The following is a 24,849-nucleotide window of genomic DNA, read 5'->3' as shown; positions in this document are numbered from 1 at the left end:
TTCACGCGTCCCCCTGCAAGGTGAGTTCTCCGGCCCGTACGCACGCCACGCGCGCCCCGGACAGTTCCTGGACGTCGGGCCGCCGCTCCCGGCAGGGGGCCTCGGCGTGCGCGCACCGCGGTTCGAAGGCGCAGCCGTCCCCGCTCTCGTACGCGGCGACGGGTCGGCCGGGGATGACCGGCAGCCGGTGGACGACGATGTCGATGCTCGGCCGGGACAGCATGAGGCCCGACGTGTACGGGTGCCGGGGCGTGGCGGTGAGGGCCGTGGACGTCTGGGTCTCGACGATCCGCCCGGCGTACATGACGGCGAGCCGGTCGCAGGTGGCCGCGGCGAGGGCCAGGTCGTGGGTGATGAGGAGCATCGCCGTGCCGCGTTCGCGGCGCAACTCGTCGAGGATCGCCATGACTTCGGACTGGGTGGTGACGTCGAGGGCGGTGGTGGGTTCGTCGGCGAGGATCAGGTCGGGTTCGACGGCGAGCACCGAGGCGATCATGACGCGCTGCAGCAGGCCGCCGGAGAGTTCGTGCGGGTACTGCCGCAGCCGCCGGGCGCCGTCGGGGATGCCGACGTCGGCGAGGAGCCGTACCGCCCGGGCCTCGGCGTCGGCGGGGGTGCGGCCGAGTTCGAGGACCATCGCCTCGGTGAGGAAGTCGCCGACGCTGCGCACGGGGTTGATGTGGGCGCGCGGGTCCTGGAAGACCATGGCGATCCGGCGGGCCCGCAGTGCGCGCAGCTCGCGCCCGCTCATGCCGGTCACGGACCTGCCGTCGAAGACGACGTCGCCGGTGATCCGGGCGCCGGGCGGGGTGAGCCCGAGCAGGGCGCGGGCGGTCATGGACTTGCCGGAGCCGGACTCGCCGACGAGCCCGAGGGATTCGCCGGCGCCGATGGCGAGGTCGACGCCGTCGACGAGCGTGCGCCAGTCGCGTCCGGCGGCCCCGGGCGCGGGCACGGCGACGCCGAGCCCCCGTACATCGAGAAGACTCACCGGAGTTCACCTTCCTGTCGGCCGATGCGGTCGCCGAGGACGTTGACGGCGGCGACGACGAGTGCGATGAGGAGTCCGGCGCCGATCGCTTCGAGGGGCTGGCCGCGGGTGGCGCTGTCGAGGCCGCTCTTGACCATCAACCCCCAGTCGGCGGTGGGTGGTTGGACGCCGAGGCCGAGGAACGAGATCGCGGCGAGGTCGATGACGGCGAAGCCGAGCGCGGACACGGACTGCGCGACAATCAGCGGCCGCAGGTTGGGCAGCAGATGCCGTACGCAGATCCCGACGGCCGACCGGCCCTGCACCCAGGCCGCCTCCACGTAGGGCATTCGCCGCTCCCGCAGGGCCGCGCCGCGCACGACGCGCGCCACGTACGGGGTGTAGGCGACGGTGAGGCCGATGACGACGCCGGGGACGCCGGGGCCGAGCACGGCGACGGCGACGAGGGCGAAGACGATGCCGGGCACGGCGAACAGCACGTCGAGCAGCCGGGACACGACCGCGTCGACCTTGCCGCCCGCCCAGGCCGCGGTGATGGCGAGGGTCGTGCCGATCACGGTGGACAGCAGGATGATCAGGAGCGGCCCGCTGAGGGTCGTACGGGCGCCCCACATGAGGCGGGACAGCACGTCCCGGCCGAGCGCGTCCCCGCCCAGCGGGTGCTCGGGGGAGGCGCCGGCGAGGGCGTTGAACAGGTCGGGCCGGTTGGGGTCGTAGGGCGCGAGGACCGGGGCGAGCAGGGTGGTGAGGGCGATCGCGGCGAGCAGGGCGGCCGCGGTGACGCCGAGCGGCCCGAGCCTGCGCAGGGCGGGCGCGATGCGCGGGAGGCCGAGCCCCCGGCGGGATCCCAGCGTGTCGGTTGTTGCGGTCATCGGCTCAGCCTCGGGTCGAGGGCTTTGCAACACAGGTCGACGACCAGGTTGACGAGGACGAATGCGGTGACGAGGACGAGGACGACGGCCTGCACGACCGCGAAGTCCCGCTGCAGGATGGCCCGTACGAACAGGGAGCCGAGGCCGTCGAGGGCGAAGACGTTCTCCACGACGACGGAGCCGGCGAGCAGCGAGGCGACGGTGAGGCCGGTGACGGTGACGACGGGGATGGACGCGTTGCGCAGCACGTGCCGGCGCACCACGTGCCGTTCGGCGAGGCCGCGGCTGCGGGCGGTCTCGACGTGTTCGCGGCCCAGCTCCTCGCGTACGGAGGCGCGGGTGATGCGGGCGAGGAACGCGGCGCTGCCGAGGCTGAGGGTGATCGCGGGCAGGGTGAGGTGGTGGAGGCGCCCGGCGACGCCTTCGCCGGGCCCGAACACAGGGAACCAGCCGAGGCCGAGGGCGAAGACGATGACGAGGAGCACGCCGATGACGAAGGTCGGCACGGCGAGGCAGGCGGACGCGATCGTGCTGATCACGGCGTCGGCCCGCCCGGACTTCAGCCCGGCGACCGTTCCGGCGGCGACTCCGGCGGCGACGATGAGGACGGTGGCGTACGCGACGAGGAGTGCGGTGGTGGTGCCGCGGGCGATGAGCAGGGCGGAGACGTCCTGCCGGTAGACGAGGGAGCTGCCGAAGTCGCCCTGGACGGCGTCGCCGAGCCAGCCGAGGTAGCGGACGAGGAACGGGTCGTCGAGCCGGTACTGCTCGCGGATCGCGGCGATCTGTTCGGGGGTGCCGCTGCGGTTGCCGGGGAGGAAGGCCATGGGGCCGCCGGGCACGAGGTAGAGCAGCCCGTAGACGAGGAAGGAGGCGACGACGAGGACGACGGCGAGGCCGGCGAGGCGGCGGAGCAGGAAGCTCATTTCGCCCCCAGCCCTGCGGCCCACGGGTAGTAGAGGTACGGGAAGGACGGGACGGCGCCGGTGACGCGGTCGTTCATGTAGAGGATGACCGGCAGGTTGTTGAGGGGCATCCAGGTGACGTCGCGGGTGACCTTGTCCTGGATGCCGGTGACGAGCTTCGCGCGGGCGGCGGGGTCGGACTCGGCGCGGGCTTGCTTGATGTCGGCGTCGACGGCGCGGTAGTCGTTGAAGTTGGTGCGGCCGCCCTTGAGGAAGACGGTGTAGACGTCGAGCGGGTCGGGGACGTTGCCGTACCAGGTGCTGAGGAAGGCGTCGACGCCCTTGCGGGCCTTGGGGTCGCTGTAGAGGTTGCCGTACTGCTCGACGGGGATGACCTTGATCTCGACGGGCAGGCCGAGGGATTCGCCGGTGGCCTTGAGGAGGTTGGCGGTCTGCTCGTGGACCGCGGAGCTGCCCTGGACGCCGATGACGATCGGCCGGTCCGGCTTGCCGGCCTCGCCGAGGAGGCGTTGGGCCTCGGCCTGGTCGGGGGTCTCGGGCGGCAACTTGTCGTGGGCCTCCTCGTACGTGTCGCGGGCGTAGCCCCAGTAGTCGCTGCCGGTGAGGGCGCGTTGCGGGGCGGCGGTGTCCTGGAAGACGACCTTGGAGATCGCCGCCCGGTCGAGGGCGAGCGACAGCGCGCGGCGCACCTTCGGGTCGGCGTACGGGCCGGACTCGGCGGAGCCGAGCAGCGCCCAGAAGGTGAGGGAGCGGCCGAGGGTGACGGAGCCGGTCTTGGACTTCTTCAGCTGGCCGAGCCCGGCGGGCGGCAGGTAGAAGAACTGCCCGTCGACCTCGCCGGAGCGCAGGGCGTTGACGGCGGTCGTCTCGTCGGCGATGAACCGCAGGTCGAGGGAGTTCGACTTGGCCTTCAACTCCTCGTCCCAGTACGCCTCGTGGCGGACGAGGGTGAGGGAGTCGCCGGACTTCCAGCTCTTGAACGCGAACGGCCCGGTGCACATCACGCCGCGGGACGGGGTGCCGAGCCTCTTCCCGGCCTTGTCGAGGAACTCCTTCTGTACGACGGCTCCGGCGGCGGTCGCCATGGCCTGGTTGAACAGCACGTCGGGCTGCTTGAGTCTCACCGTGACCTGGAGGGGGCCGGTGGCCTCGACGGACTTCACGGTGTGGAAGTAGTCGCCCCACCAGGTGCCGAGGGCCGGGTCGAGGTGGCGGCGCAGGCTGGCCTCGACGTCCTCGGCGGTCAGCTTGTCGCCGTTCCAGAACGTGACGTCGTCGCGGAGCGTGTAGACCCAGGTGGTGGGGTTCGGGTTCTCGGCCTTCTCGGCGAGCCCCGGCTTGATCTCGAAGTCGGGGGTGAGCCGCAGCAGGCTCTCGCACATGTTGGAAAGGGCCGTGTTCTCGGCGTAGTTGAAGGACCGGATCGGGTCGAGCGTCTGCGGCTCGTACGGCAGGTTCCAGGTGACCTTGTCGAGGCCCTTGGCGGCGGCCGGGGTGCTGGTCTTCAGGTCGAGCTTCGCGGGCGCACCGCCCTTCTCCCCCGTGTCCTGCACGCCGGACGAACAGGCGGCGAGCGCGAGGACGAGCCCGACGGCGGGCACGGTACGGAGGGCGGTGCGGCGGCCGGGGCGGCGTGCACCGGAGGTACGACTCGGGCGGCTCGGGCGGCCTGGGATATGACGGTCGGTCATCTCGGAACCCTTTCGACGAGCGGTCCGGTGTCGGCGAGCCGGCCGTCGCGGGCGACCACACGGCCGCCGCGTACGACGAGGCGGGGAAGGGGGCGGTCCACGACGGCCTGGACGACGGTCTCGGCGGCGAGGACGACGAAGTCGGCGGGGTCGCCGACCTCAAGGCCGGACTGTTCGAGCCCGAGCAGCGCGGCCCCGCCGTGCGCCACGAGCTCGTAGCAGGCGGCGAGTTCGGCGTCCGTACGGGCGTCGGTGCGGTACGCGAGCAGATGCGCGCGGTTGATCATGTCGCCGTCGCCGAAGGGGGTCCACGGATCGCGGATGCCGTCCGACCCGGCGGCGACCCGCACGCCGCGCGCGGTGAGCGGCCCGAACGGCACGACGGGGTCGGCGCCCAGGGCGCAGGTCGTCACGGCGACGCCCGCGTCGGCCAACTGCTCGCCCGTGCGCGCGAGTTCGGCGCCTTCGAGCTCGGCGAGGCAGAAGGCGTGGCTGACGGTGACGCGTCCGGCCATGCCGAGGGCGGTGGTGCGGCGGGCGATCTCGGCGACCTGGGCCAGGCCGGACGGGCCGCGGTCGTGCAGGTGGATGTCGACGGGGGCGCCGGTCCGCCCGGCCAGGCCGAAGACGAAGTCGAGCTGGCCGTGCAGGTCGCCGTCCACGCCGACCGGGTCGAGCCCGCCCACGATGTCCGCGCCCTCGTCCAGGGCCTGTTCGACGAGTTCGGTCGTGCCGGGGGCGCTGAGCAGGCCGAGCTGCGGGAAGGCGACGATCTGCACGTCGAGCAGGCCGGCCCGCCGCGCGGCTGCGGCACGTACGCCGTGCACGTTGTCGAGGCCGTAGGCGGGGGCCACGTCGACGTGGGCGCGCATCGCCCGGGTGCCGCGGGCGACGGCCCGGTCCATGAGGGCGCCGGCGCGCTCCTCGACGGACGCCGTGAAGGTGGCGCGGGCGGCCACTTCGCCGTCGATCAGGTCTCGTAGGGTGGCCGCGGGCGTGCGGCTGAGCCAGGGCTGCCCCCAGGTCGTCTTGTCGGGGTGGATGTGCGCGTCGACGGGCGCGGGCAGCGCGAGCCCGCCGGCGCCATCGACGGTCGTGCAGCCCTCCGGGAGGGCGGCGGGATCGACGGCGGCGACCCGCCCGTCGGACACGAGGAGGTCGTGAACTCCCGTGCCGTGCAGGCGGACCGAGGTGAACAGGACGTGCGTCATGGGGCGGAACGGCTCCTTGTCCGAAACGGAACAGCGGCGAACTGACGCTAGAGTTATCAGGTCCTCTGATGACCAGAGAAGAGGTTGGAGAGCATGAAAAACGTGGAGCGCGCGCCGTCGCTGGTCGACGGGGTGATCGCCGAGCTGCGCCAGGAGATCGCCCGGGGCACCTGGCAGCTCGGCGACAAGATCCCCTCGGAGACCCGGCTCGCCGAGATGCTCCAGGTCAGCCGCCTCTCGGTCCGCGAGGCCGTCCGGGTCCTGGTGCACGCGGGCCTGCTGACGACCCGGCAGGGCCACGGCACGTTCGTGACCGCCACGGACGAGGCCCAGGTCGCGCTCCGCCGCCGCCTCGACGACGCGGGCACGTCGGACGTCATGGACGTACGCCGGGGCCTGGACCTGGTCGCGTCCCGCCTCGCGGCGACCCGGCGCACGGACGAGGACCTGCGGGCGCTGCGCGAGGCCCTGGACCGCAGGGCGGCGGCGAGCGCGCGGGCGGACGTGGAGGCGTTCGCCGACGCGGACGTGGACTTCCACCTGCGGATCGCCGAGGCCGCGCACAACGCCGTACTGCGCGATCTCTACCAGGGCATGAGCGACGCCCTGCGCGACAGCATCAAGGGCGACCAGTGCATGGAGCACACCATCGCCCGCAACGACACGTCCCACGAGGAGCTGTACGCGGCGATCGAGAGCAAGGACCCGACGACGGCGACGGCGATCGCCCTGTCGATCCTGGACGCGACGACGGGAGCCCCAGGAGCGTGATCTTGACCTTGACACGGTGACAACCCGTGTACTGCGCTCCGAGGAGGTGGTCCTATGACGACGACCACGACGGAGGAACGCACCCTGCGCGGCATGACGGACGACCGCGCATCGGTCCGACTGCGGGCCACGATGGCGGCGGGCTCGACCCCGCACCCCCGCTACGTCGCCGTGCTGGTCGAACGCTGCGCGGTGGAGCCGGAGTTCTTCGTACGGGACATGCTGACGTGGGCGCTCACCCGGCACCCGGTGTCCCTGACCCTGCCGAGGGTGCTCGACGAGCTCGGCTCACCGCACGCCCAGGCCCGCAGCCAGGCCCTGCACACACTGACCAAGCTCGGCGAGCGGAGCGTCTGGCCGGCGATCACCCCGTCCCTGCTCACGGACCCCGACGACGAGGTGGCCCGCACGGCCTGGCGAGCGGCGGCCCTGCTGACCCCGGAGGAGTCCCACCCGGACCTGGCGGCCCTCCTGACCACCCAACTGGCCCGCGGCACAAGGGAAACCCGACGAAGCCTGAGCAGAGCCCTCGTGTCTTTGGGACCCCTGATCGTCCCGTACTTGCACAAGGCGAAGACCTCCCCCGAGCCACCGGTACGGGCCCACGCCGAGGCGACGGAACACCTCCTGCACAACCCGGAGGCGGAATTCGAACACCACATAGCCAAATAGGGGCGAAGCCCCGACCCAGGGGCGCGGGGAACTGCGCGACCGGCCACGACGGCGCGGCAGCCGCAGAACAAGCGGCCGACCGCAGGTCTTTCGGGAAGGGGCGGGGTGGGGGAACAACAATGGACCCCCACCCCGCACCCACCCCGACGGCCACCACTCCCCCACCCCCGAGAGGACCCCCCGTGCGCATCGGCGAAGTAGCCCGCCGCTCAGGCGTGAGCGCCCGCATGCTCAGGCATTACGAATCCCTCGGCCTGGTGACCCCGACCGACCGCACGAGCTCGGGCTACCGCGAGTACTCCGACACCGACATCCGCCGCATCTTCCACATCGAGTCCCTCCGCACCCTCGGCCTCTCCCTCCGCGAGATCGGCCGAGCCCTCGACGACCCGGCCTTCACCCCGAGCGCCCTCGTCGAGGACCTGATCCGCCAGACCCGTGAACGCATCGCCGCCGAGACCGAGTTGCTGACCCGGCTGCGCCGCATCGACGCCGCGGAACCGGCCGCCTGGGAGGACGTACTCGATGTCGTCGCCCTCCTCCAGGCCCTCGGCTCGACGAGCACGGACGCCCGGCAACGCGCGGCCCTGTCGTCCGCCGCGGACATCCCCGTACCGGCCGAGGCCCTAGTCGAAGCCGTCCTGGGCGAGGCGGACACGAACGTAGCCGGTGCCCTCCGCTGGGCCCTCGCCCACACCACCGAAGCCCCACAAGCCCCGGACGCCTCGGAAGCCCCGCAAGCCCCGGCCCTGCTGGCCGCAGCACTCGCCTCACCGGACCCGGCCGTACGACGACGAGCCGTCCAGACCCTCGCCGAGCTCCCCGCCGCCCACACCACCCCGCACCTGCGCGAGGCCCTCGCCCACCCGGACCCGGCGGTACGCGCCCACGCCGCGCTCGCCCTCGGCGCGCAAGGGGCGGCCGAGGCGATCCCGACGCTCGTCGACATGGTCGTGGACGGCCGCAACGACACGGACGCGGCGGACGCCCTGACCGTTTTGGCGGACGACGCCCCGACGGCGGGCCCCATCGCCACCCTCCTCGTCGACCGCCTCGCCCACCCCGCCACACCCCCGGCAGCCCGCGGCCGCCTCACCCAGGCCCTGGCGGACATCCCGGGCGAGACGGCCGTACGCGCCCTCACGGACCTGTCGTACGACGAGGACCCGGCGGTCGCCCTGACGGCGAAGTACCTGCTCAGCAGGCGCGAGCCGCACTGAGCCACCGACGCACCGACGCACCGCCCGGCAGGCGGCTCAGCGAGCCTCCCCCTCCTCGAACCCCCGCAGCAGATCCGCCGCCACGCTCACCGCGATCGTCGCCGGGTCCTTGCCCGCGATCTCCGGGAGCCCGATCGGTGTCTTGATGCGGTCGATGGTCGCGTCGTCGTGTCCGCCCTCCGTGGCGAGCCGTTTCCGGAACCGCGCCCATTTCGCCGCGGACCCGATGAGCCCGACGGAACCGAGGTGGTCGGTGCGCAGCGCCGCGTCGCACAGCGCGGCGTCCTCCGCGTGGTCGTGGGTCATGATCAACACATGGGTGCCGTGCGGGAGTTGTTCGAGGACCTCCTCGGGCAGCAGCGGCGTGTGATGCGGGTACACCTGCGCCACCGAGTCCGCGAGTACGCCGAGCCGCCGCTCGGTGAGCATGTCGGCGCGGCTGTCGACCAGATGCAGGTCGAGGTCGTGCCGGGCGAGGATCCGCGCCAGCTCCAGGCCGACGTGCCCGACCCCGAACACCGCCACCGCCCGCACCACGGGCAGCGGTTCGAGGAGCACCTGAACCGTGCCGCCGCAGCACTGCACGCCGTGCTGGTTGGTCACCTTGTCGTTCAGGGCGAACTCGACCAGCTCCGGCTGGGGCGCGCCGGCGGCGATCATCTCGCGGGCCCGGTCGATCGACACGGCCTCGACGTTGCCGCCGCCGATCGACCCCCAGGTCTCGTCCCGCCCCACGACGAGCTTCGCTCCTGCCTCGCGCGGGGCGTGGCCGCGTACGGTCGCGACGGTCACGAGCACGCCGGCCTCCCGACGCGCCCGCAACCGCGCGACCGCGGCGACCCACGTCATGTCAGGCACCGCTCAGCGCTTCGGCACGCGCCGCCGAACCGGAGGAAGCATCGGCAACACCCTTACGAGCAGAGGCACTTGAGGCACGCGCCGCCTCGACCGCCCAGTACACCGCCTCCGGCGTCGCGGGCGAGGCCAGTTCGACGCTCGCGCCGTCCGGGCCGAACGCTGCCGCGGCCTGCCGCAGCGCCTCGCGAACCGAGAACGCCAGCATCAGCGGCGGCTCGCCGACGGCCTTCGACCCGTACACGGCGCCCTCCTCGCTCGCGTTCTCCAGCAGCGTGACGTGGAACTCCTCGGGCATCTCCGAGAAGCTGGGCAGCTTGTACGTGCTGGCCGCCTGGGTGAGGAGCCGGCCGCGCTGCGGCCCGTCGCCGGTGTCCCAGCGCATGTCCTCCAGGGTCAGCCAGCCCGCGCCCTGCACGAATCCGCCCTCGACCTGGCCGATGTCGATGAGCGGCGAGAGGCTGTCGCCGACGTCGTGCACGATGTCGACGCGCCGGATGCGGTACGCGCCGGTGAACCCGTCGACCTCCACCTCGGTCGCCGCGGCCCCGTGCGCGAAGTACTTGAACGGGGTGCCGGAGAACGACTTGGCGTCCCAGTGCAGCCCCTCGGTCCGGTAGAACCCGGCCGCGGACAGCTGCACCCGCTGGAAGTACGCGGTGCGCACCAGGTCGTCCCAGGCCAGCTCCTTGTCGCTGCCCAGCGCCCGCGCGACCCCGTCGACGATCCGGACGTCGGCGGCGCTCGCGCCGAGCTGCGTGGCGGCGACCTGCAACAGCCTGCCGCGCAACTGCTCGCAGGCGTTCTTCACGGCCGCGCCGTTCAGGTCGGCGCCCGAACTCGCCGCCGTGGCCGAGGTGTTGGGGACCTTGTCGGTGCGGGTCGGGGCGAGCCTGACCTTGTGCAGCGGGATGCCGAGCGAGGTCGCGGCGACCTGCAGCATCTTGGTGTGCAGGCCCTGCCCCATCTCCGTACCGCCGTGGTTGATCAGGACCGACCCGTCCTTGTAGATCAGCACGAGCGCGCCGCCCTGGTTGAAGGCGGTGAGGTTGAACGAGATGCCGAACTTGAGCCCGGTCACCGCCAACGCCCGCTTGCTGTGCGGGTGTTGGGCGTTGTACGCGGCGATCGCGCGCCGCCGCTCCGCGATCCCGGCGTTCTGCTGCACCTCGCGCCACACGGCCGTGATCCGCTCGGGGTGCGTGACCTCCTGCCCGTACGGCGTGGACTGGCCCTTCGCGTAGAAGTTGCGCTCGCGCAGCTCCATCGGGTCGAGGCCGAGCAGCGGGGCGCAGCGGCCCATGATGTCCTCGATCACGAGCATGCCCTGCGGCCCGCCGAAGCCCCGGAACGCGGTGTTGGACACCTTGTTGGTCTTCGCGATGCGGCCTTCGACGCGGGCGTTGGGCAGCCAGTACGTGTTGTCGATGTGGCAGAGCGCGCGGGCCACCACCGGCTCGGACAGGTCGAGGCTCCAGCCGCCGTCCGCGGTGAGGGTGGCGTCCAGGGCGCGGATGCGACCGTCGGCGTCGAAGCCGATCTTCCAGCGGGCGTGGAAGCCGTGCCGCTTGCCGGACATGGTGAGGTCCTGCGTGCGGTTGAGGCGCAGCCGCACAGGCCGGCCGGTGAGCTTCGCGCCGAGCGCGGCGATCGCGGCGAAGCCGTGCGGCTGCATCTCCTTGCCCCCGAAGCCGCCGCCCATGCGCAGGCACTGCACGGTCACCTCGTGGCTGTGCAGGCCGAGGACGTGCGCGACGATCTCCTGCGTCTCGGACGGGTGCTGGGTGCTGCTCTGCACGAACACCTGCCCCGCCTCGTCGATCTGCGCGAGCGCGGCGTGCGTCTCCAGGTAGAAGTGCTCCTGGTCGGAGAACTGGAACTCGCCGCTGAACACGTGCGCGGAGTCGGCGAACCCGGCCTCGACGTCGCCGGTGAGCATCACGGGCCGTGCGCCGTGGTAGCTGTCGGCGGCCATCGCGTCCTGCAGCGTGACCACGGACGGCAGCTCGTCGAGCTCGACCTCGACGGCCTCCGCGCCGAGCCGGGCCGCCTCCAGCGTCTCGCCGAGCACCCAGGCGACGGCGTGCCCGTGGAACATGACCTCGTCGGGGAAGAGCGGCTCGTCGTGCTTCATACCGGCGTCGTTGACGCCGCCCGGGGGCAGGTCGGCGCCGGTCAACACCCGTACCACGCCCGGCAGTCGGAGTGCCCGCTCGGTGCGCAGGGCGGTGATCCGGCCGTGCGCCTTCATGACCTGCACGGGGTGGGCGTGCAGCACGTCCTTGGTGCGGTGGACCAGGTCGTCGGTGTAGAGGGCGGCGCCGGTGACGTGCAGGCTCGCGCTCTCGTGCGGCATCGGTACGCCGACGACGGACTTCTCGGGCCGCTCGGACAACTGGCTCATGACGACACCGCCTCGGTGGTTCGCGCGTACAGCTTCAGCAGGCTCTGCCCGAGCATCGCGGAGCGGTACTCGGCGCTGGCCCGGTGGTCGTTCATCGGCGTGCCCTCGGCCCGCAGCACGGCGGCCACGGCCTGGGCGGTCTGCGCCGTCCACGGCTCGCCCTCCAGGGCGGCCTCGGCGGCCAGGGCGCGGATCGGCGTGGCGGCGACCCCGCCGAGGCCGATGCGGGCCTTGCGTACGACGCCGTCCTGGACGTCGAGCGCGAAGGCGACGGCGACGCTGGAGATGTCGTCGAAGCGCCGCTTGGCGATCTTGTGGAAGGCGGTGACCGGCGACAGCGGCAGCGGCACCCGCACCGCCCGGATCAGCTCGCCGGGCCGGCGCACGCTCTGCCGGTAGCCGGTGAAGTAGTCGGCGAGCGGCACCTCCCGCTCCCCGTCCGCCCCGGCGAGCAGGAGCGACGCCTCCAGGGCGAGCAGCACCGGCGGGCTGTCCCCGATGGGCGAGCCGGTGCCGAGGTTGCCGCCGAGGGTGGCGCCGTTGCGGATCAGCCGGGACGCGAACTGCGGGAACAGCTCGGCCAGGAGCGGGACTTGGCCGTCGAGGCGCCGCTCGATCTCGGTGAGCGTCAGCGCGGCGCCGATCTCGATGTGCTTCGACTCGACACGCAGCTCCCGCAGTTCGGGCAGCCGGTCGACGGCCACGGCACAACTCGCCCTGCGCGAGCGGATGTTGACCTCGACACCCCAGTCGGTCGACCCGGCGACCACCACGGCGTCGGGCCGCTCCCGCAGCACGTCGAGCGTCTCGGCGAGGGTGTCCTTGCGTACGAACTCGGCGTCGCCCTGCGTGTACCGGGTCGCGACGGGTGCGGGCGGGGCCTGTTCGCGGCGCTGCGCGAGCGGGTCGGCGTCGTCCGGCGTGCCGACGGCGAACGCGGCGTCGCGGATGGGCCGGTAGCCGGTGCAGCGGCACAGGTTGCCGCTCAGCGCGTGCAGGTCGAAGCCGTTCGGCCCGTGCTCGGCGTCGGCGGCGTCCGCGCCCGTGTCCGTGCCCGCGCCCGTGTCCGTGTCGGCGTGCGCGCAGCGGCCGGGCCGGTAGTACTCGGCGGCCATGCTGCACACGAACCCCGGCGTGCAGTAACCGCATTGGGATCCGCCGCGTACGGCCATCTCCTCCTGCACGGGGTGCAGGGCGGCGCCGTCCTGGGCGGCCGTGGCGAGGCCCTCGGAGGTGACGACCTCCTGGCCGTCGAGCGCGGCCGCCGGGACCAGGCAGGCGTTGACGGCCACCCAGTCGGTCGGCTTGTCCACGCCGGGCCGGGCCACCAGGACCGAGCAGGCCCCGCACTCGCCCTCGGCGCAGCCCTCCTTCGTGCCGGTGAGGCCGCGCTCGCGCAGGAAGTCGAGGACGGTGGTGTGCGGCGCGGCGGGCGCGAGCGGGGTGTCCTGTCCGTTGACCGTGATCCGCGCCGTCATGCCAGACCCTCGCTTCGAGGTGCGGCGGGTCGGTTCGTTGTGTTCGCCAAGGTCGGGCAGCTTTCTGTGAGCGCACGCACCGCTGTCCGGCCGCGCCGCGGGAGGGGCGGCGGGGCCCGGAACGGCACGCGTCAGCGAGGTGCCGGAAGGGAGATGACGCAAAGAGAAGTGCCGGCAGTGGCCGCGGGGGCGCCGCGGGAGCCGGCGCGTGCCGCAGCGGGGCACGCGGGAGAGAGGCTGGTCAGCAGCCGTGCGCGATCCGCCCCGGGACCCAGGCGGTGCGCTGGGCGAGGCGACCGAGATCAGAGCAGGTGTTCATCCGCTGGTCGCCTCCTTCGGTGGTCGTGGATCGACGGCCCCCGCAAGCTAATGGCCGGACATCGCACCGGTCAAGAGGTCACCCCCGCCGTCCCGCCCCTCGGAACGACGACCGGGCACGGCCCGAAGGCCGTGCCCGGAGTGCTGCCGGAGGTGCCGAGGCGGGCCGTCAGCCCTTGCCCGGACCGCCGCGCTTGTTGCTGAGGCGGACGGTGACGCCCTTGGACGCGTTCTCCTTCGTCAGGGTGTGCGGCCCGCTGACCGGGTTCGCCGGCAGCTCGTACCCGTCGGGGACGTCCGTCTCCTGGAGGTAGTAGCTACCGAGCCGCAGGTCCTTGAAGTCGCAGCGGCCACGGGTGTCGGTGGCGCAGCCGTTGCCGATCCGCGTGTCCCGGCTCGTGCCCGAAGTCTGCAGCCCCGCACGGCCGTTGGTCTCCCGCCACAGCTGGAACACCGCACCCTGCAACGGCTTCCCGGTCTTCTTGTCGACCTTGACGACGTGCAGCGAGCCCTTCGGCTTGTGCGGCGGCTTCGGGGGCTTACGCGAGTTGGTGGCCTTCACCGTCACGCCCGTCTTGCACTTGTCCTTGGTGAGCTCGAGGGGCCCGAACACCGCGGGCTTCGGCAGCACGTACCCGGGAGGCGCCTGGGTCTCGCGCCAGTAGTACGTGCCGACCGGCACCGTACGCGTGCAGACGCCGTCGGCGCCCGTGGTGCAGGGGTCGCCGACACGGGTGTCGGGGTTGATGCCGACGGTCTGCAGCCCGGCGGTGTCGTTGGTCTCGCGCCACAGCTCGAACCTGGCGCCGGCCAGCGGCTTTCCGGTCTTCTTGTCGGTCTTGACCACCTTGACCGGCCCGCGCTTCTTCTTCGGCTTGGGCATCGGCTTCGGCTTGGGCAGGGGCTTCGGCTTGTGCGGGTCGAGGACGTGCTCGCCGAGCTCAGCCGGGTCGAAGTCGATCGGCGGGAACTCGTCCGGGCAGTAGCCCGGCACACAGGGGCCCGAACCTCCGGGCAGCGGCGCGGCCGCCTCGGCTCCGGACGCGCTGGGCGCACCGGACTCGGCGTGGGCCGTCGTCGCCGTCAGCGGAGCGCACAGCAGGGCGAGCGCGCCGCAGGAGATGGCGGTGGACCGGGCGGAGAGACGCAGTCGGGACCTGCCCGACAAGGCTTCCTTGGGGCGTGAAAGTGACCACATGCCGCATAGCACACATCCCGCACGGCGGAGAAACCCGCCCATCCGCCAGGTGGCGCGGCACGACCACCGGAATAGCCGAATCTGCACAAGCCCTTCACGACTACTGCGCGCCGAACTACCCCTTCGTGCACGCCGTCACCCGTATGCCGCGTTCCCGCGCGCGAGGGGAGGTCGTTGTCCTGGCATGACTACGAATAGTCAACATGAGGCCGGTGTCGTCCGGCCTTCGGGCTGCACCTGCGGCGCCGCGTCCCTGCCGCAGCCCACGGCCGCGAAGAACGACTCCGCGCTCACCGACGCCTACCGGCGCGGACTGCATGAACTCCTCGACGCCCTGGACCACTTGAGGGCCGACTTCGAGCGCCGCCTCACGGGCCTCGCCGCGACACCGAGCCACATCCCGGCCCCTGCCCCGGCACCGGCCCCGGCGCCGGAGTCCGAGGCGCCGGTGGACGGCCCGGCCGAACTCGGGGACCTGCTGCAGCCGTTCACGGATCTGAGGCCGCTCGGCCTGCAGGCTCCGCGGGACCGCAAGAAACGTTTTTCCGTACAACGTCTCGACCTGCCGCTGGCCTCGTTGGGCCCTTTGACCGACCCGTTCCGGGATGAAGATCCCACTTGATCGAATTGCCGTGTCTGTCCGGTCGTTCCGCCGTTGGACGGGGCGCATGGCCGTCTTCAACCGACCATTTCACCGTCCAAGGAGTATCTGATGTCTCGCATCGCGAAGGCCGTCGCCGTCGTGGCCGGCGCGGGTGCCGTTGCCCTCAGCGGGGCCGGTCTCGCCGCCGCCGACTCGGACGCGTCGGGTGCCGCCGTCGGCTCGCCCGGCGTCATCTCGGGCAACGCCGCCCAGGTTCCGATCCACATCCCGGTCAACGTCTGCGGCAACACCGTCAACGTCATCGGCCTGCTCAACCCGGCCTTCGGCAACACCTGCGTCAACGCCGACGGCGACAACGGCAACGGCGGTGGCAACGGTGGCCACGGCAAGGGCTACGGCGACAGCGGCAAGGGCTACGGCGACAAGGGCTACGGCGACAGCGGCAAGGGTTACGGGGACAAGGGCGGCTACGGCGGCTGAGTCTCCCGGAACGCGAAATCCCCCTCGGCCCGCGGGCCGAGGGGGATTTGTCATCGGTACCGGTAGATGCGCCGATGCTCCAGCATCTGTTCGGGGGTCACGTCCCAGGGCCCCATGGGTTCGTCCCGGGCCGCCACCCGCCGGAACTGCGACGTGCCCGGCAACGGCGCGGTCGCCGGCCGGTATCCGGCACGCGGATTGCGCTGCTGCCAACGCGACCAGAGCATGTCGACGTACGAATGGTGCAGCCAGAAGATCGGGTCGTTGACCGAGGCGCCGCCGAGCATGAGTCCGCCGACCCAGCGGTGCACGCGATTGTGGATCAGGAAACGGTCGTCGCCCTCCCCCGGCCCCCAGCCTTCGAGCCGGTTGCGAAATCCCCTGCGGCTCATGGAATTCCACGGCTCCACGTCGTACACCGTCTCCTGCATCACCCGGTCCACCTGTGCCTTCGTCGGCAGCGGAAGCGGGTCGCGGGGGCGGCCGAGGTCGCGGGTGAGGAAATCGCCGTCGGTCATCGCGTAGCGCACGCGCCAGCGGCCCTCGGAACGCGCGAACGGCCCGTCCATGACGCGGAGATCACGGCGCCGGCCGGTGCCGCCCATGAAGTCCGACTTCCACAGCCCGGCGGCCGGAGTGCGGTCACGCGTCCAGTCCCAGTACGGGACGGTCACCGACGAGTCGATCCGGCGCAGCGCCCGCTCGAATTCGAGCAGGAACATTCGGTGCCAGGGCAGGAAGGACGGCGCCATGTGTGCGAGGCGGAGTTGGTCCTCGCCGTCGGAGACGTAATAGTCGATGTGCACGCGGACGAATTCGTCGTACTCCCCGGAACGCTTCAGGTCCAGGACCGCGTTGACGAATCTCCGCCGCTCGGACTTGCTGAGATCGCGGACGTTCTTACGCGTGTACGTCATGCGGGCTCCCTTCCGCGCCGCCGCCGTGGGCCGCGGCGTACCGGCTCAACTGGGCGGTGCCCAGCACGTCGACTGCCGCGCGGGCGGCGGCGATCGGGGTGCGGCAGGACTGGTAGTGGTCGATCGGGGTGACGTAGCCGCCGTCGGCGCAGCGCATCAGGTGCAGCGGACGGTGGTCGATGTAGAGCGTGGGCACGTCACCGGATTCCGCGACGGCCTGAATGCGGCGGCCCCGGTAGATCTCGTCGAATTCGACGTCAGCGGCGGATGTGCCGCCCGGCTGCGGTTCGGGGTGAACGGGGTGTGCAGGGTGGGACGCGGCCGATGCCTTTTCCCCGCCGGCCGCGCAACCGCTCGCACAGGCTGCGGCGGGCAGAGCGAGAAGAGAACGCATGAGAACACGGCGCGAGGGGATCATGAGCTGGCTCCTGACGGGTAGTCGACTCCGTTGGGCATGGAATGCCTCCCCGACGTTGTGATGAAAATCTAGGTGGAACACGGGACACGGAGCGGGAGGCGGCCATGGCCATTCGGCTGAGTGTTTCCGCTCGCCACAGCGGCGACGGGCGGAACACCCCGTCGAGGTGTTCCGCCCGCGCTTCAGAATGCGTACGTCACTTCTTCCCGTCGTTCGCGGCTGGGATGACGAACTTGACGTTCCGGTGGTTGCCGTCGATGGCGATGTCGCCGCGGCAGTCCTTCTTCGGCTTGCTGTAGCCGTCGGGGACGTCGATCACGCACACCTTGTACGTACCTCGGGTGAGCTTGTCGAACGTGCAGGCGCCGGAGCTGTTGCCCGTGCAGGAGGGCGACATGCTCGACTTGGCGCGCTTCAGCTCGAAGGCCACGCCGGGCAGGCGCTTGCCGTCGGTGTCGACGGCCCTGGTGGTGATCGAGCCGAGGCGCTGCGCGGGCGGCTTCGGCTTGGCCTTCGGGATGACGAACGAGACGTTGCGGTGGTTGCCGTTGATCGCGATGTCCTCGCGGCAGTCCTTCTCGGGCTTGCTGTAGCCGTCGGGGACGTCGACCACGCACACCTTGTACGTGCCGCGGCGGAGCTCGTCGAACGTGCAGGCGCCGGTGTTGTCGCCCGTGCAGGTCGGCGACATGCTCGACTTGGCGCGCTTCAGCTCGAAGGTGACGCCGGGCAGGCGGGCGCCGTCGGTGTCGTAGGCGCGGCTGGTGATGGAGCCCAGGTCGGCCTTCGGGGGCTTCGGCTGCTGCGGGGGCCGCGGCTGGGACTGGCCGCCCTCGGCGGTGCAGGTCGACGAGGCGAGGATCAGGTCGCCGGGGAACGGCGTGAGCTTGGACGCCCTGAGGTGGACGGCGTTGACGGTGAGCGAGCCGTCCCGGTTGCGGATCTGCTCGTTGAGGACGAGCTGACCGGCGCCGCGCGGCAGGGTGACCGTGGTGTTCGGCTCGGGGTTGGCCGGCAGGTCGACGTTGGCGGAGCTCATCGGGGCCGAGGCCGCACCGCCGGCGATGCGGACGGTGGCGACCGGGCTGCCCGTCGTCATGGCGTCGCAGCTCGACGTGACGGCGTCGGTGGTCAGGGTGGCGAGGCGGAGGTTCAGGCTCGCGTCGGCGACCTTCGCGGTCGACTTCGTGGTGCCCGCCGCGGCGTTGCCGGTCGCGGTGCTGCCGATGCCCTCGACCGAGCCGATGCCGGGGAGCCGCACCTTGGCGACGTCGGCCTTGGCGGGGCCTTCGGGGTACGCCGACTTGGCGACCTTGCCGGTGTCGAACGGGCCGAGCATCGACTTGAGGCCGTACGCGTAGCTCGTGCAGTCGCCGCCGGCATGAGCCGTTCCGGCGGTCACCGCCAGCAGGGTCGCGGCACAGGCGGCGCCCAGGGCGCTGCGGCTTGCCACACCCTTCATGACTGAGGCCATGAACTTCCCTTCATGAGGTACAGGTTGGCGTTTGCACCGCGGGTCACGGACCCGTCGGACCTGTACGCAATTCCTGAATACCGGGACGTCTCGTTCCGGCGATCGTCAGGTTTACCCGGTCGTCACGGAAAAGCGCGGTTACACCACCGGGTCATCTGGTAATTCGCCCATGTGGCCACACAGATGGCCGCAGCAACCGGAATTCGCTCCTGTTCGGCCGCACCTTCCCTGCGTACGCGGAGGAATTTCTTCGGGCCGTCCGGCGAAATCGGTTACGGGGAGGGCGAGTTCAGGAATTCCGGGGGCGTTCGCGCACGGGTTCGCGGGGGCGTCGGTGGACTGTGGGGCGCGCGGGGGCGGGTGTGCGCCGTGGGCTCCCGTTCGGCCTAACGGCCGTGACGCTAGTGCGACTAGCGCGTTGAAGGGACGCATGGCCACGTTCCAGCGGCCACTTCACTGCCCAAGGAGTTCTTGATGTCTCGTATCGCGAAGGCTGTCGCCGTCGTCGCCGGCGCGGGTGCCGTTGCCCTCAGCGGGGCCGGCATGGCCATCGCCGACTCGGACGCGTCGGGTGCCGCCACCCACTCGCCCGGCGTCGGGTCCGGCAACCTGGCGCAGGTTCCGGTCCACGTTCCGGTCAACCTGTGCGGCAACACCGTCAACGTCATCGCCCTGCTCAACCCCGCCTTCGGCAACACCTGCGTGAACGCCGACGGCGACAACGGCAACGGTGACCACGGCAAGGGTTACGGCGACAACGGCAAGGGTTACGGCGACAACGGCAAGGGCTACGGGGACAAGGGTTACGGCGCCAAGGGCTACGGCCGCTGAACCCAGCCCCGCTGAAGACGAAGGTCCCCCGGACTCCGATCGGAGAGTCCGGGGGACCTTTCGCGTCGGTCAGCAGCGGTCGGGCGTGGTCGGTGACGGTCAGTGGCGCCGGTCCGAACTTCCGCTCGCCACCAGGCTCTTGGGGCGGCGCGCCAGCTGGTTTCCGAGCCAGGGCGGTTCCGCGGTGGTCCAGGAACCGAGGGAGCTCTCCGCGGTGATGCCGGGCCCGAATCCGGCGACGAGCCCGCGGGCGCCGTCGGGCAGCCCTTCGTCGAACTGCCGGCGCATGGCGTCGAACACGACGGCCGACGCGATGTTCCCGTACGTGGTGAGGGTGGCCCGGCTGTGCCGGAACGCGGTGGGCGGTACGCGCAGGTAGTGGCTCAGGTCGTCCAGGATGCGCGGGCCGCCCGCGTGCACGATGTAGAAGTCCAGCTGCGTGGCGTCCCAGCCGTGGGTGCGGGCCAGGGTGTGGAGGGCGGGGGCGAGGACGTTCATGGTGCCGGGGACGCGGCGGTCGAGCCGGAAGTGGAATCCCGTGGACTTCACTTCGTACGAGATCCAGTCCTCGGTGTGCGGGACGAGGTGGGCGGCGTTGGCCTCCAGGCGGACGCCGGTGCCGCCGATTCCGCGCAGCACGGCGGCGGCGATCGCGTCGCCGAACAGGCCGTTGGACAGCAGGGAGCCGATGTCGTCGTCGTCCGGCTGGTAGCAGAGCGAGCAGAATTCGCAGGCGACCATGAGGACGTTGGCGTCCGGATAGGCGCGGCAGAAGTCGTGGGCGCGGTTGATGGCCGCGCCGCCTGCCGCGCAGCCGAGTTGGGCGATGGGGATCTGCCGGGTGTCCGGGCGGAATCCCAGTTCGTTGATCATCCATGCGGTCAGGGGCGGCATGGAGAATCCCGTGCACGACACGAAGACGATCGCGTCGATGTCCCTGGCCTGCAGTTGGGCGGAGCGCAGGGCCTGTTCGACGACGGCGGGAATGCGGCGGCGGGCCTCCTGGCCGTAGAGCCGGTTGCGGGCTTCGAATCCGGGGTGTTTCAGGGTGTCCTCGACGGGCTGGATCAAATGGCGTTTGGTCACGCCGGTGTTCTTGATCATGCGGAGGACCAAGGGCAGCCGCGGGTGCTCGGGATGGAGTCGGCGGGCGAGCGCCAACGTCTCCTCCATCGTCAGCATGTTGTCGGGGACCCACACTGCTGGGCGGCACAGAACGGGCATTCACCCACTCCTCACGGTCGTTTCAAGGGTGCGGAATCAACTGGTGAAGCGGGTCGTCCGATGACCGGGAATCCGACGGGAATCCGACAGAAATCCGACGGGAATCCGGTCGGGATGCCGCGCAGCCTAACCCCGGGTGCGGATGTGGCGGCTGTGCGACAACCCGGTTCTCACACTCGTCACTCGGAAAGCGGTGCGGGCCGATTCGGGTGGTCGACTCGGGTGGTCGACTCGGGTAGCCGACTCGGGTTCGACTCGCGCCGGTGCGGGCCCCGGCGGTCAAGATCCGGACGGGGACGGTCAGTTGTCGGCCGGGAGGCGAGGTTCCCTTGTCGTGGGGATTCCCTTGCCCGGTACCGCCCAGTAGAACCGTCGGTAACTCCCGTGTGCGGAGGGGCTGTTGGGCTGCCTCCGCATGCAGGCCGGCCTGGCTGTCCCGGCCGGCCGCCCGTCGACCGATCGGAGCTCGACTTGCTGCGCAGAGCGATCGTGACCGCGCTGACCGCCGTACTGGCTTCCGTCCTGGCCGCCGCGCCGCTCCCGGCGACGGAGGCGCGGGCCGACGACGCACCGGGCTCCCCGAAGCGCGCGACGGACGCGATGGACGCCACGGACCCGATGGACGCGCATCGCTCCATACCCGCGCTCACCGACGAACACGGACGGACGCTGACGCTGCGCGGCTGGAATGTCGAGGACAAGGGGAACCGGGGCGACGCGGCACTTTCGGCGATCGAGGAGAAACACTTCCGGGACATGCGGGCCAAGGGCTTCAACTTCGCCCGCCTGCTGGTCTTCTGGGACGACCTGGAGCCGAAGAAGGGGCAGTACAGCCGCGCTTATCTGCGGAAGATCGAGCGCGTACTGGACTGGGCGGAGCGGTACGGAATGCGGGTGCTCATCGACGCGCACCAGGACGTGTTCGGGCCCGCCTTCGGGCACCGGGGCATTCCGGAATGGGCCACGCGGACCGACGGCCTGGCGTTCGAGCCGAATCCCGACGACTGGTTCTCGGAGTATTTCCAGCCGGCGGTGCAGCGGGCCTTCACGCATCTCTACGAGGACGAGGATCTGCAGCACGCCCAGGCCAGGATGTGGCGCGTGCTCGCCGAGCGATTCGACTCCCACCCGGCGCTTTTCGGTTACGACCTGATCAACGAGCCGATGGGCGAGATCAGGCCCGGCGAGGATCTGCCGACGGCGGCGCGGCGCATCGAGCGCGAGCAGCTCACGCCGATGTACAACCGCCTGGCCGAGGCGGTCCGGTCCGCCGACGACGACGGGTGGATCTTCGTCGAGCCGACCCCGATCGTCGGCGAGGGCGTGCCGACCGGGCTCGGCCGCGTGAACGACGAGAAGGTGGTGTACGCGCCGCACTTCTACAACACCGCGATGGAGAGCGGCGCGGACTACGACCCGTCGGCGGGCTGGGTCGAGGCGTACGAGCGTGCGGTGACGCAGTACCCGGCGGAGTACGGGGTGCCCGTGGTGGTCGGCGAGTGGGGGCCGCTGAACAACTCTCTGCCGAACATGAACCGCTTCTACCGCGACGCGATGGCCTCGCTGAGCCGCTACAGCTCCGGCTGGGCCGGCTATGTGTGGTGCTACGGCGGGGGCTACTGCGCGGTCGACGGGTCCGGCGCGTTCCGTACGAACAAGGACCTCACGGCCGAGCCGTACGCGGAGGCGGTCGCGGGCACGGTCGAGTCCGCGTCGTACGACCCGGCGAGCGGCGTCTACCGGCTGTCGTACGAGGCGACCCGCCGCCCGGGCCCCCGTCTCACGGAGCTGTCCCTGCCGTCGGCCGACTGGCGGGTCGAGACCGACGGCAGGGCGACCGTCGTCCGCCAAGTCCCGGGCAGGGCCTGGGTGTCGGCGGCGCCGGGGGCTCGGGTGGGGGTGGTGGTGGAGCGGAGGTGACGTGCGGCCGAGCCGTGGAGGTTTTCCGCGCCAACCGCCTGGAAGGACAACGGATTTCGTGGTTCCCAGGCGGCTTCACGGGCGATATCGTCTGCTGACGCGAGAGGTCTTCGATCACGGACGGACGGCATGACAGACCAGCAGCTTCCCCCGCGCCTCCAGGAGACCGAGCGGACCCGGCATCGACGGTTGCGGGAGCAGGGGAGCGTCGACCGGGCCGAGCTCGACGCGATTCTCGGCGCGGGGTTCGTGTGCCATGTCGGGGTGGTCGTGGACGGGGTGCCGATGGTGGTGCCGACCGTGTACGGAAGTGACGGGCGGCAGCTGTGGTTCCACGGTTCCGTCGCCAGTCGCAGCCTCGTCACCGCGCCGGAAACGGAGGTGTGCGTGACCGTCACGCACGTCGACGGGCTGGTCCTCGCCCGGTCGGTGTTCGAGCACGGGGTGAACTACCGCTGCGCGATGGTGTACGGCGTGCCCCGCCAGGTCACCGACCCGGACGAGAAGCTGGCGGGGCTGCGGTGCCTGACGGAGCACGCGGCGCCGGGCCAGTGGGCGTACGCGCGGCGGCCGAACCGCAAGGAGCTGGCCGCGACCGCGTTGCTCGCCCTGCCCCTCGACGAGGCGTCCGTGAAGATCCGCACCGGCGGCCCCGACGACGGGGACGGGCCGGACGCGGCGCTCGGACTCTGGGCCGGCACCCTGCCGCTGCACACCACATGGGGCGGCCCGGAGCCCGACCCGCTGCTCCCCGCCGGGATCGAGACGCCGCCGCACATCACGAACCGGAGCCGCGCCGACGGCCGTTGAGAGGGCGGAGAGCTCGGGGGCCACCAGCCACGCGGCCCACGTCCACGTCGGTCACAGGCCGCAGGCCACTCGGCCCAAGGCGCCCGTCCGTCAGAGCCCGCCCGCCACCCGGACCACGGCTCCCGTCGCGTAGGAAGCGTCGGGCGAGAGGAGCCAGGAGACGGCGCCCGTGATCTCCTCGGGGCGGCCCGCGCGGCCCATCGGGATGTTCGCGGCGACCTTGGCGGGGCGCCGGGGGTCCTCGTGGAAGTCGGTCCAAATGGTGCCCGGCGCAACGCAGTTGACGCGGATGCCCTGCCCGGCGACCTCCTTGGCGAGGCCGACCGTCATCGCGTCGACGGCCGCCTTGGCCGCCGCGTAGTGCACGTACTGGCCGGGCCCGCCGAGGGTCGCCGCCGCCGAGGAGATGTTGACGATCGCGCCGCTCCCCCGCGCGGACATGTCCCGTACGGCCCGGCGGGCGCAGAGCAGGTAGCCGAGCACGTTGACGTCGAGGGCGCGGCGCATGCCCTCCGCGTCGGCCTCGGCGAGCGGGCCGTTGGGGCCGCTGACCCCGGCGTTGTTGACCAGGCCGGTCACCGGCCCGAGTTGGCGTGCGGTGTCGAAGAGGTGGTCCACGTCGGTCTCGTCGGCCGTGTCCACGCGGACGGTCAGGCACCGGCGGCCGTGCGCCCGTACCGCCTCCGCGACCTGCTCGGCGGCCGATGTGTCCGCGCGGTAGCCGATGACGACGTCGTGGCCTTCGGCGGCCAGGCGTACGCAGATCGCGGCGCCGATGCCGCGGCTCCCGCCGGTGACGACGGTGACCGGCCGGCCGCCCTCCCCCTGTGACTGCTCCCGCTGCACTTGGACCTCCCTGCAACCGCCACGATTTGATCGATCATCGATCAGAACATCCCCACCGCCCCCACATCAAGGCCGCCCGACGTATTGAAACGGTCGGTTCAAAACCTGCTACGCTCCAGCCATGGCACGACCGCGGATGTTCGACGAGGACCGGGCCCTGGAGTCCGCCATGCGCCTGTTCTGGGAGAAGGGGTACGAAGCCACCTCCACCCAGGACCTGTGCGAGGCCACCGGGCTCGGCCGGAGCAGCGTCTACAACACCTTCGACAGCAAGCACGCGCTGTTCATGCGCGCACTCGCCCGCTACATCGACATGACGACGAGCAACCAGCTCGCCCTCCTCGACGACCCGGCCCGCACCGTCACCGAGCGGATCGAGGCGCTGTTCGCCGCGACCATCGAGACCGAGGAGGAGAACCGCCGCGAAGGCCGCGGCATCGGCTGCCTCGGCGTCAACAGCAGTACGGAGCTGGCGGGCCGGGACGCCGAGGTCGCGGAGCTGATCCGGCGCGACCAGGAGCGGCGGCTCGACTCGCTGCGCCAGGCCGTCGCGGCAGGCCAGCGCGCCGGCGAACTGGCCGACGCGCGCGACGCGGACGCCCTGGCGCGGTTCCTCAACGCGGTGATCGCCGGCATGCGCGTCTCGGCGCAGAACGGGGCCGACCGCCGCACCCTCGAAGGCATCGCCGCCTGCGCCATGGACTCCCTGACCCACTGA

Annotated in this window: 23 protein-coding genes; 9 read left to right on the top strand and 14 right to left on the bottom strand. The window is 71.6% G+C overall.

The annotated features are described in order from the left end of the window. Nucleotide 1: 1 nt before the first annotated feature. The 5 genes from ACIDOF_RS18570 to ACIDOF_RS18550 all read right to left on the bottom strand — a co-directional run bounded on the left by ACIDOF_RS18570 (nt 2) and on the right by ACIDOF_RS18550 (nt 5,691). Nucleotides 2-991 carry an ABC transporter ATP-binding protein gene (locus ACIDOF_RS18570; RefSeq protein ID WP_409007015.1) on the bottom strand — a complete coding sequence of 330 codons (990 nt, stop codon included), beginning with the start codon at nt 989-991 and terminating at the stop codon, nt 2-4. Continuing rightward, nucleotides 988-1,863 (bottom strand): ABC transporter permease, encoded by an 876-nt coding sequence (locus ACIDOF_RS18565; protein WP_409007014.1) that lies wholly within the window; start codon nt 1,861-1,863, stop codon nt 988-990. Before ACIDOF_RS18565 ends, ACIDOF_RS18570 begins: the two co-directional genes overlap by 4 nt. Further along, nucleotides 1,860-2,789 carry an ABC transporter permease gene (locus tag ACIDOF_RS18560; protein ID WP_409007013.1) on the bottom strand — a complete coding sequence of 310 codons (930 nt, stop codon included), beginning with the start codon at nt 2,787-2,789 and terminating at the stop codon, nt 1,860-1,862. The genes ACIDOF_RS18565 and ACIDOF_RS18560 overlap by 4 nt, the downstream gene beginning before the upstream one ends. Next, a complete protein-coding gene (locus ACIDOF_RS18555) occupies nt 2,786-4,390 on the bottom strand; it encodes an ABC transporter substrate-binding protein (protein WP_409007012.1) in 1,605 nt (534 codons plus the stop codon). Before ACIDOF_RS18555 ends, ACIDOF_RS18560 begins: the two co-directional genes overlap by 4 nt. An 86-nt stretch (nt 4,391-4,476) precedes the next feature. Then, nucleotides 4,477-5,691, bottom strand: a complete 1,215-nt coding sequence (locus ACIDOF_RS18550; protein ID WP_409007011.1) for an amidohydrolase family protein — start codon at nt 5,689-5,691, stop codon at nt 4,477-4,479. A 93-nt stretch (nt 5,692-5,784) separates the two neighbouring features. Here ACIDOF_RS18550 and ACIDOF_RS18545 point away from each other — a divergent pair, with 93 nt between their 5' ends. The 3 genes from ACIDOF_RS18545 to ACIDOF_RS18535 all read left to right on the top strand — a co-directional run bounded on the left by ACIDOF_RS18545 (nt 5,785) and on the right by ACIDOF_RS18535 (nt 8,354). Further along, nucleotides 5,785-6,462, top strand: a complete 678-nt coding sequence (locus ACIDOF_RS18545; RefSeq protein ID WP_409007010.1) for a FadR/GntR family transcriptional regulator — start codon at nt 5,785-5,787, stop codon at nt 6,460-6,462. 54 nt (nt 6,463-6,516) lie between these two features. Continuing rightward, nucleotides 6,517-7,134, top strand: a complete 618-nt coding sequence (locus ACIDOF_RS18540) for a HEAT repeat domain-containing protein (protein WP_409007009.1) — start codon at nt 6,517-6,519, stop codon at nt 7,132-7,134. Nucleotides 7,135-7,316: 182 nt separating this feature from the next. Next, complete coding sequence (locus ACIDOF_RS18535; RefSeq protein WP_409007008.1) at nt 7,317-8,354, top strand: HEAT repeat domain-containing protein; 1,038 nt, start codon at nt 7,317-7,319, stop codon at nt 8,352-8,354. A 36-nt stretch (nt 8,355-8,390) separates the two neighbouring features. Here the strand turns inward: ACIDOF_RS18535 and xdhC are convergent, their stop codons facing one another. The 4 genes from xdhC to ACIDOF_RS18515 form a co-directional block, all read right to left on the bottom strand. Continuing rightward, the gene (xdhC, locus tag ACIDOF_RS18530; protein WP_409007007.1) at nt 8,391-9,203 is read right to left on the bottom strand and encodes a xanthine dehydrogenase accessory protein XdhC; all 813 of its coding nucleotides are present in this window, start codon (nt 9,201-9,203) and stop codon (nt 8,391-8,393) included. A gap of 1 nt (nt 9,204) precedes the next feature. After that, on the bottom strand, nt 9,205-11,613 hold the full coding sequence (xdhB, locus tag ACIDOF_RS18525; protein WP_409007006.1) for a xanthine dehydrogenase molybdopterin binding subunit: 2,409 nt from the start codon (nt 11,611-11,613) through the stop codon (nt 9,205-9,207). Beyond that, a complete protein-coding gene (locus tag ACIDOF_RS18520) occupies nt 11,610-13,091 on the bottom strand; it encodes a xanthine dehydrogenase small subunit (protein ID WP_409007005.1) in 1,482 nt (493 codons plus the stop codon). The genes xdhB and ACIDOF_RS18520 overlap by 4 nt, the downstream gene beginning before the upstream one ends. 487 nt (nt 13,092-13,578) lie before the next feature. Next, nucleotides 13,579-14,577: a collagen binding domain-containing protein gene (locus ACIDOF_RS18515; protein WP_409007004.1), complete on the bottom strand. Its 999-nt coding sequence runs from the start codon at nt 14,575-14,577 to the stop codon at nt 13,579-13,581. 214 nt (nt 14,578-14,791) lie between these two features. Here ACIDOF_RS18515 and ACIDOF_RS18510 point away from each other — a divergent pair, with 214 nt between their 5' ends. Both ACIDOF_RS18510 and ACIDOF_RS18505 read left to right on the top strand, forming a co-directional pair. Further along, nucleotides 14,792-15,229, top strand: a complete 438-nt coding sequence (locus tag ACIDOF_RS18510; protein ID WP_409007003.1) for a hypothetical protein — start codon at nt 14,792-14,794, stop codon at nt 15,227-15,229. 90 nt (nt 15,230-15,319) lie between these two features. After that, entirely contained in the window at nt 15,320-15,691 is a 372-nt protein-coding gene (locus ACIDOF_RS18505; RefSeq protein ID WP_409007002.1) for a chaplin, read from the top strand. A gap of 50 nt (nt 15,692-15,741) precedes the next feature. Here the strand turns inward: ACIDOF_RS18505 and ACIDOF_RS18500 are convergent, their stop codons facing one another. The 3 genes from ACIDOF_RS18500 to ACIDOF_RS18490 all read right to left on the bottom strand — a co-directional run bounded on the left by ACIDOF_RS18500 (nt 15,742) and on the right by ACIDOF_RS18490 (nt 18,500). After that, nucleotides 15,742-16,608, bottom strand: coding sequence for a tyrosinase family protein (locus tag ACIDOF_RS18500; RefSeq protein ID WP_409007001.1), 867 nt, complete (start codon nt 16,606-16,608; stop codon nt 15,742-15,744). Further along, entirely contained in the window at nt 16,592-17,026 is a 435-nt protein-coding gene (locus ACIDOF_RS18495; RefSeq protein WP_409007000.1) for a tyrosinase family oxidase copper chaperone, read from the bottom strand. Before ACIDOF_RS18495 ends, ACIDOF_RS18500 begins: the two co-directional genes overlap by 17 nt. Before the next feature lie 196 nt (nt 17,027-17,222). After that, entirely contained in the window at nt 17,223-18,500 is a 1,278-nt protein-coding gene (locus tag ACIDOF_RS18490; protein ID WP_409006999.1) for a choice-of-anchor P family protein, read from the bottom strand. A 474-nt stretch (nt 18,501-18,974) separates the two neighbouring features. On the opposite strand from ACIDOF_RS18490, the gene ACIDOF_RS18485 reads away from it, so the two are divergent. Then, nucleotides 18,975-19,331, top strand: coding sequence for a chaplin (locus ACIDOF_RS18485; protein WP_409006998.1), 357 nt, complete (start codon nt 18,975-18,977; stop codon nt 19,329-19,331). 99 nt (nt 19,332-19,430) lie between these two features. Here ACIDOF_RS18485 and ACIDOF_RS18480 read toward each other — a convergent pair whose 3' ends face one another. Beyond that, nucleotides 19,431-20,555: a type III polyketide synthase gene (locus ACIDOF_RS18480; RefSeq protein ID WP_409006997.1), complete on the bottom strand. Its 1,125-nt coding sequence runs from the start codon at nt 20,553-20,555 to the stop codon at nt 19,431-19,433. A 474-nt stretch (nt 20,556-21,029) separates the two neighbouring features. Here ACIDOF_RS18480 and ACIDOF_RS18475 point away from each other — a divergent pair, with 474 nt between their 5' ends. Beyond that, the gene (locus tag ACIDOF_RS18475) at nt 21,030-22,475 is read left to right on the top strand and encodes a cellulase family glycosylhydrolase (RefSeq protein WP_409007074.1); all 1,446 of its coding nucleotides are present in this window, start codon (nt 21,030-21,032) and stop codon (nt 22,473-22,475) included. A 129-nt stretch (nt 22,476-22,604) separates the two neighbouring features. Further along, nucleotides 22,605-23,285: a pyridoxamine 5'-phosphate oxidase family protein gene (locus ACIDOF_RS18470; RefSeq protein WP_409006996.1), complete on the top strand. Its 681-nt coding sequence runs from the start codon at nt 22,605-22,607 to the stop codon at nt 23,283-23,285. A 90-nt stretch (nt 23,286-23,375) separates the two neighbouring features. On the opposite strand, the gene ACIDOF_RS18465 is transcribed toward ACIDOF_RS18470, so the two are convergent. Continuing rightward, nucleotides 23,376-24,131 (bottom strand): SDR family NAD(P)-dependent oxidoreductase, encoded by a 756-nt coding sequence (locus ACIDOF_RS18465; RefSeq protein ID WP_409006995.1) that lies wholly within the window; start codon nt 24,129-24,131, stop codon nt 23,376-23,378. 121 nt (nt 24,132-24,252) lie between these two features. Between ACIDOF_RS18465 and ACIDOF_RS18460 the strand changes: the two genes are divergently transcribed. Continuing rightward, entirely contained in the window at nt 24,253-24,849 is a 597-nt protein-coding gene (locus tag ACIDOF_RS18460) for a TetR/AcrR family transcriptional regulator (RefSeq protein ID WP_409006994.1), read from the top strand.

This window comes from Streptomyces sp. Da 82-17, assembly GCF_046098215.1.
GTDB lineage: Bacteria > Actinomycetota > Actinomycetes > Streptomycetales > Streptomycetaceae > Streptomyces.
This window is presented reverse-complemented; position numbering and strand designations above follow the sequence as displayed.

What these genes read in the sequence shown, in the direction of transcription:
- ACIDOF_RS18565 (WP_409007014.1), bottom strand. Translation starts at nt 1,863, where the DNA reads ATGACCGCAACAACCGACACGCTGGGATCCCGCCGGGGGCTCGGCCTC.
- ACIDOF_RS18560 (WP_409007013.1), bottom strand. Translation starts at nt 2,789, where the DNA reads ATGAGCTTCCTGCTCCGCCGCCTCGCCGGCCTCGCCGTCGTCCTCGTC.
- ACIDOF_RS18550 (WP_409007011.1), bottom strand. Translation starts at nt 5,691, where the DNA reads ATGACGCACGTCCTGTTCACCTCGGTCCGCCTGCACGGCACGGGAGTT.
- ACIDOF_RS18545 (WP_409007010.1), top strand. Translation starts at nt 5,785, where the DNA reads ATGAAAAACGTGGAGCGCGCGCCGTCGCTGGTCGACGGGGTGATCGCC.
- ACIDOF_RS18540 (WP_409007009.1), top strand. Translation starts at nt 6,517, where the DNA reads ATGACGACGACCACGACGGAGGAACGCACCCTGCGCGGCATGACGGAC.
- xdhC (WP_409007007.1), bottom strand. Translation starts at nt 9,203, where the DNA reads ATGACGTGGGTCGCCGCGGTCGCGCGGTTGCGGGCGCGTCGGGAGGCC.
- xdhB (WP_409007006.1), bottom strand. Translation starts at nt 11,613, where the DNA reads ATGAGCCAGTTGTCCGAGCGGCCCGAGAAGTCCGTCGTCGGCGTACCG.
- ACIDOF_RS18520 (WP_409007005.1), bottom strand. Translation starts at nt 13,091, where the DNA reads ATGACGGCGCGGATCACGGTCAACGGACAGGACACCCCGCTCGCGCCC.
- ACIDOF_RS18510 (WP_409007003.1), top strand. Translation starts at nt 14,792, where the DNA reads ATGACTACGAATAGTCAACATGAGGCCGGTGTCGTCCGGCCTTCGGGC.
- ACIDOF_RS18505 (WP_409007002.1), top strand. Translation starts at nt 15,320, where the DNA reads ATGTCTCGCATCGCGAAGGCCGTCGCCGTCGTGGCCGGCGCGGGTGCC.
- ACIDOF_RS18500 (WP_409007001.1), bottom strand. Translation starts at nt 16,608, where the DNA reads ATGACGTACACGCGTAAGAACGTCCGCGATCTCAGCAAGTCCGAGCGG.
- ACIDOF_RS18495 (WP_409007000.1), bottom strand. Translation starts at nt 17,026, where the DNA reads ATGATCCCCTCGCGCCGTGTTCTCATGCGTTCTCTTCTCGCTCTGCCC.
- ACIDOF_RS18490 (WP_409006999.1), bottom strand. Translation starts at nt 18,500, where the DNA reads ATGGCCTCAGTCATGAAGGGTGTGGCAAGCCGCAGCGCCCTGGGCGCC.
- ACIDOF_RS18485 (WP_409006998.1), top strand. Translation starts at nt 18,975, where the DNA reads ATGTCTCGTATCGCGAAGGCTGTCGCCGTCGTCGCCGGCGCGGGTGCC.
- ACIDOF_RS18480 (WP_409006997.1), bottom strand. Translation starts at nt 20,555, where the DNA reads ATGCCCGTTCTGTGCCGCCCAGCAGTGTGGGTCCCCGACAACATGCTG.
- ACIDOF_RS18470 (WP_409006996.1), top strand. Translation starts at nt 22,605, where the DNA reads ATGACAGACCAGCAGCTTCCCCCGCGCCTCCAGGAGACCGAGCGGACC.
- ACIDOF_RS18460 (WP_409006994.1), top strand. Translation starts at nt 24,253, where the DNA reads ATGGCACGACCGCGGATGTTCGACGAGGACCGGGCCCTGGAGTCCGCC.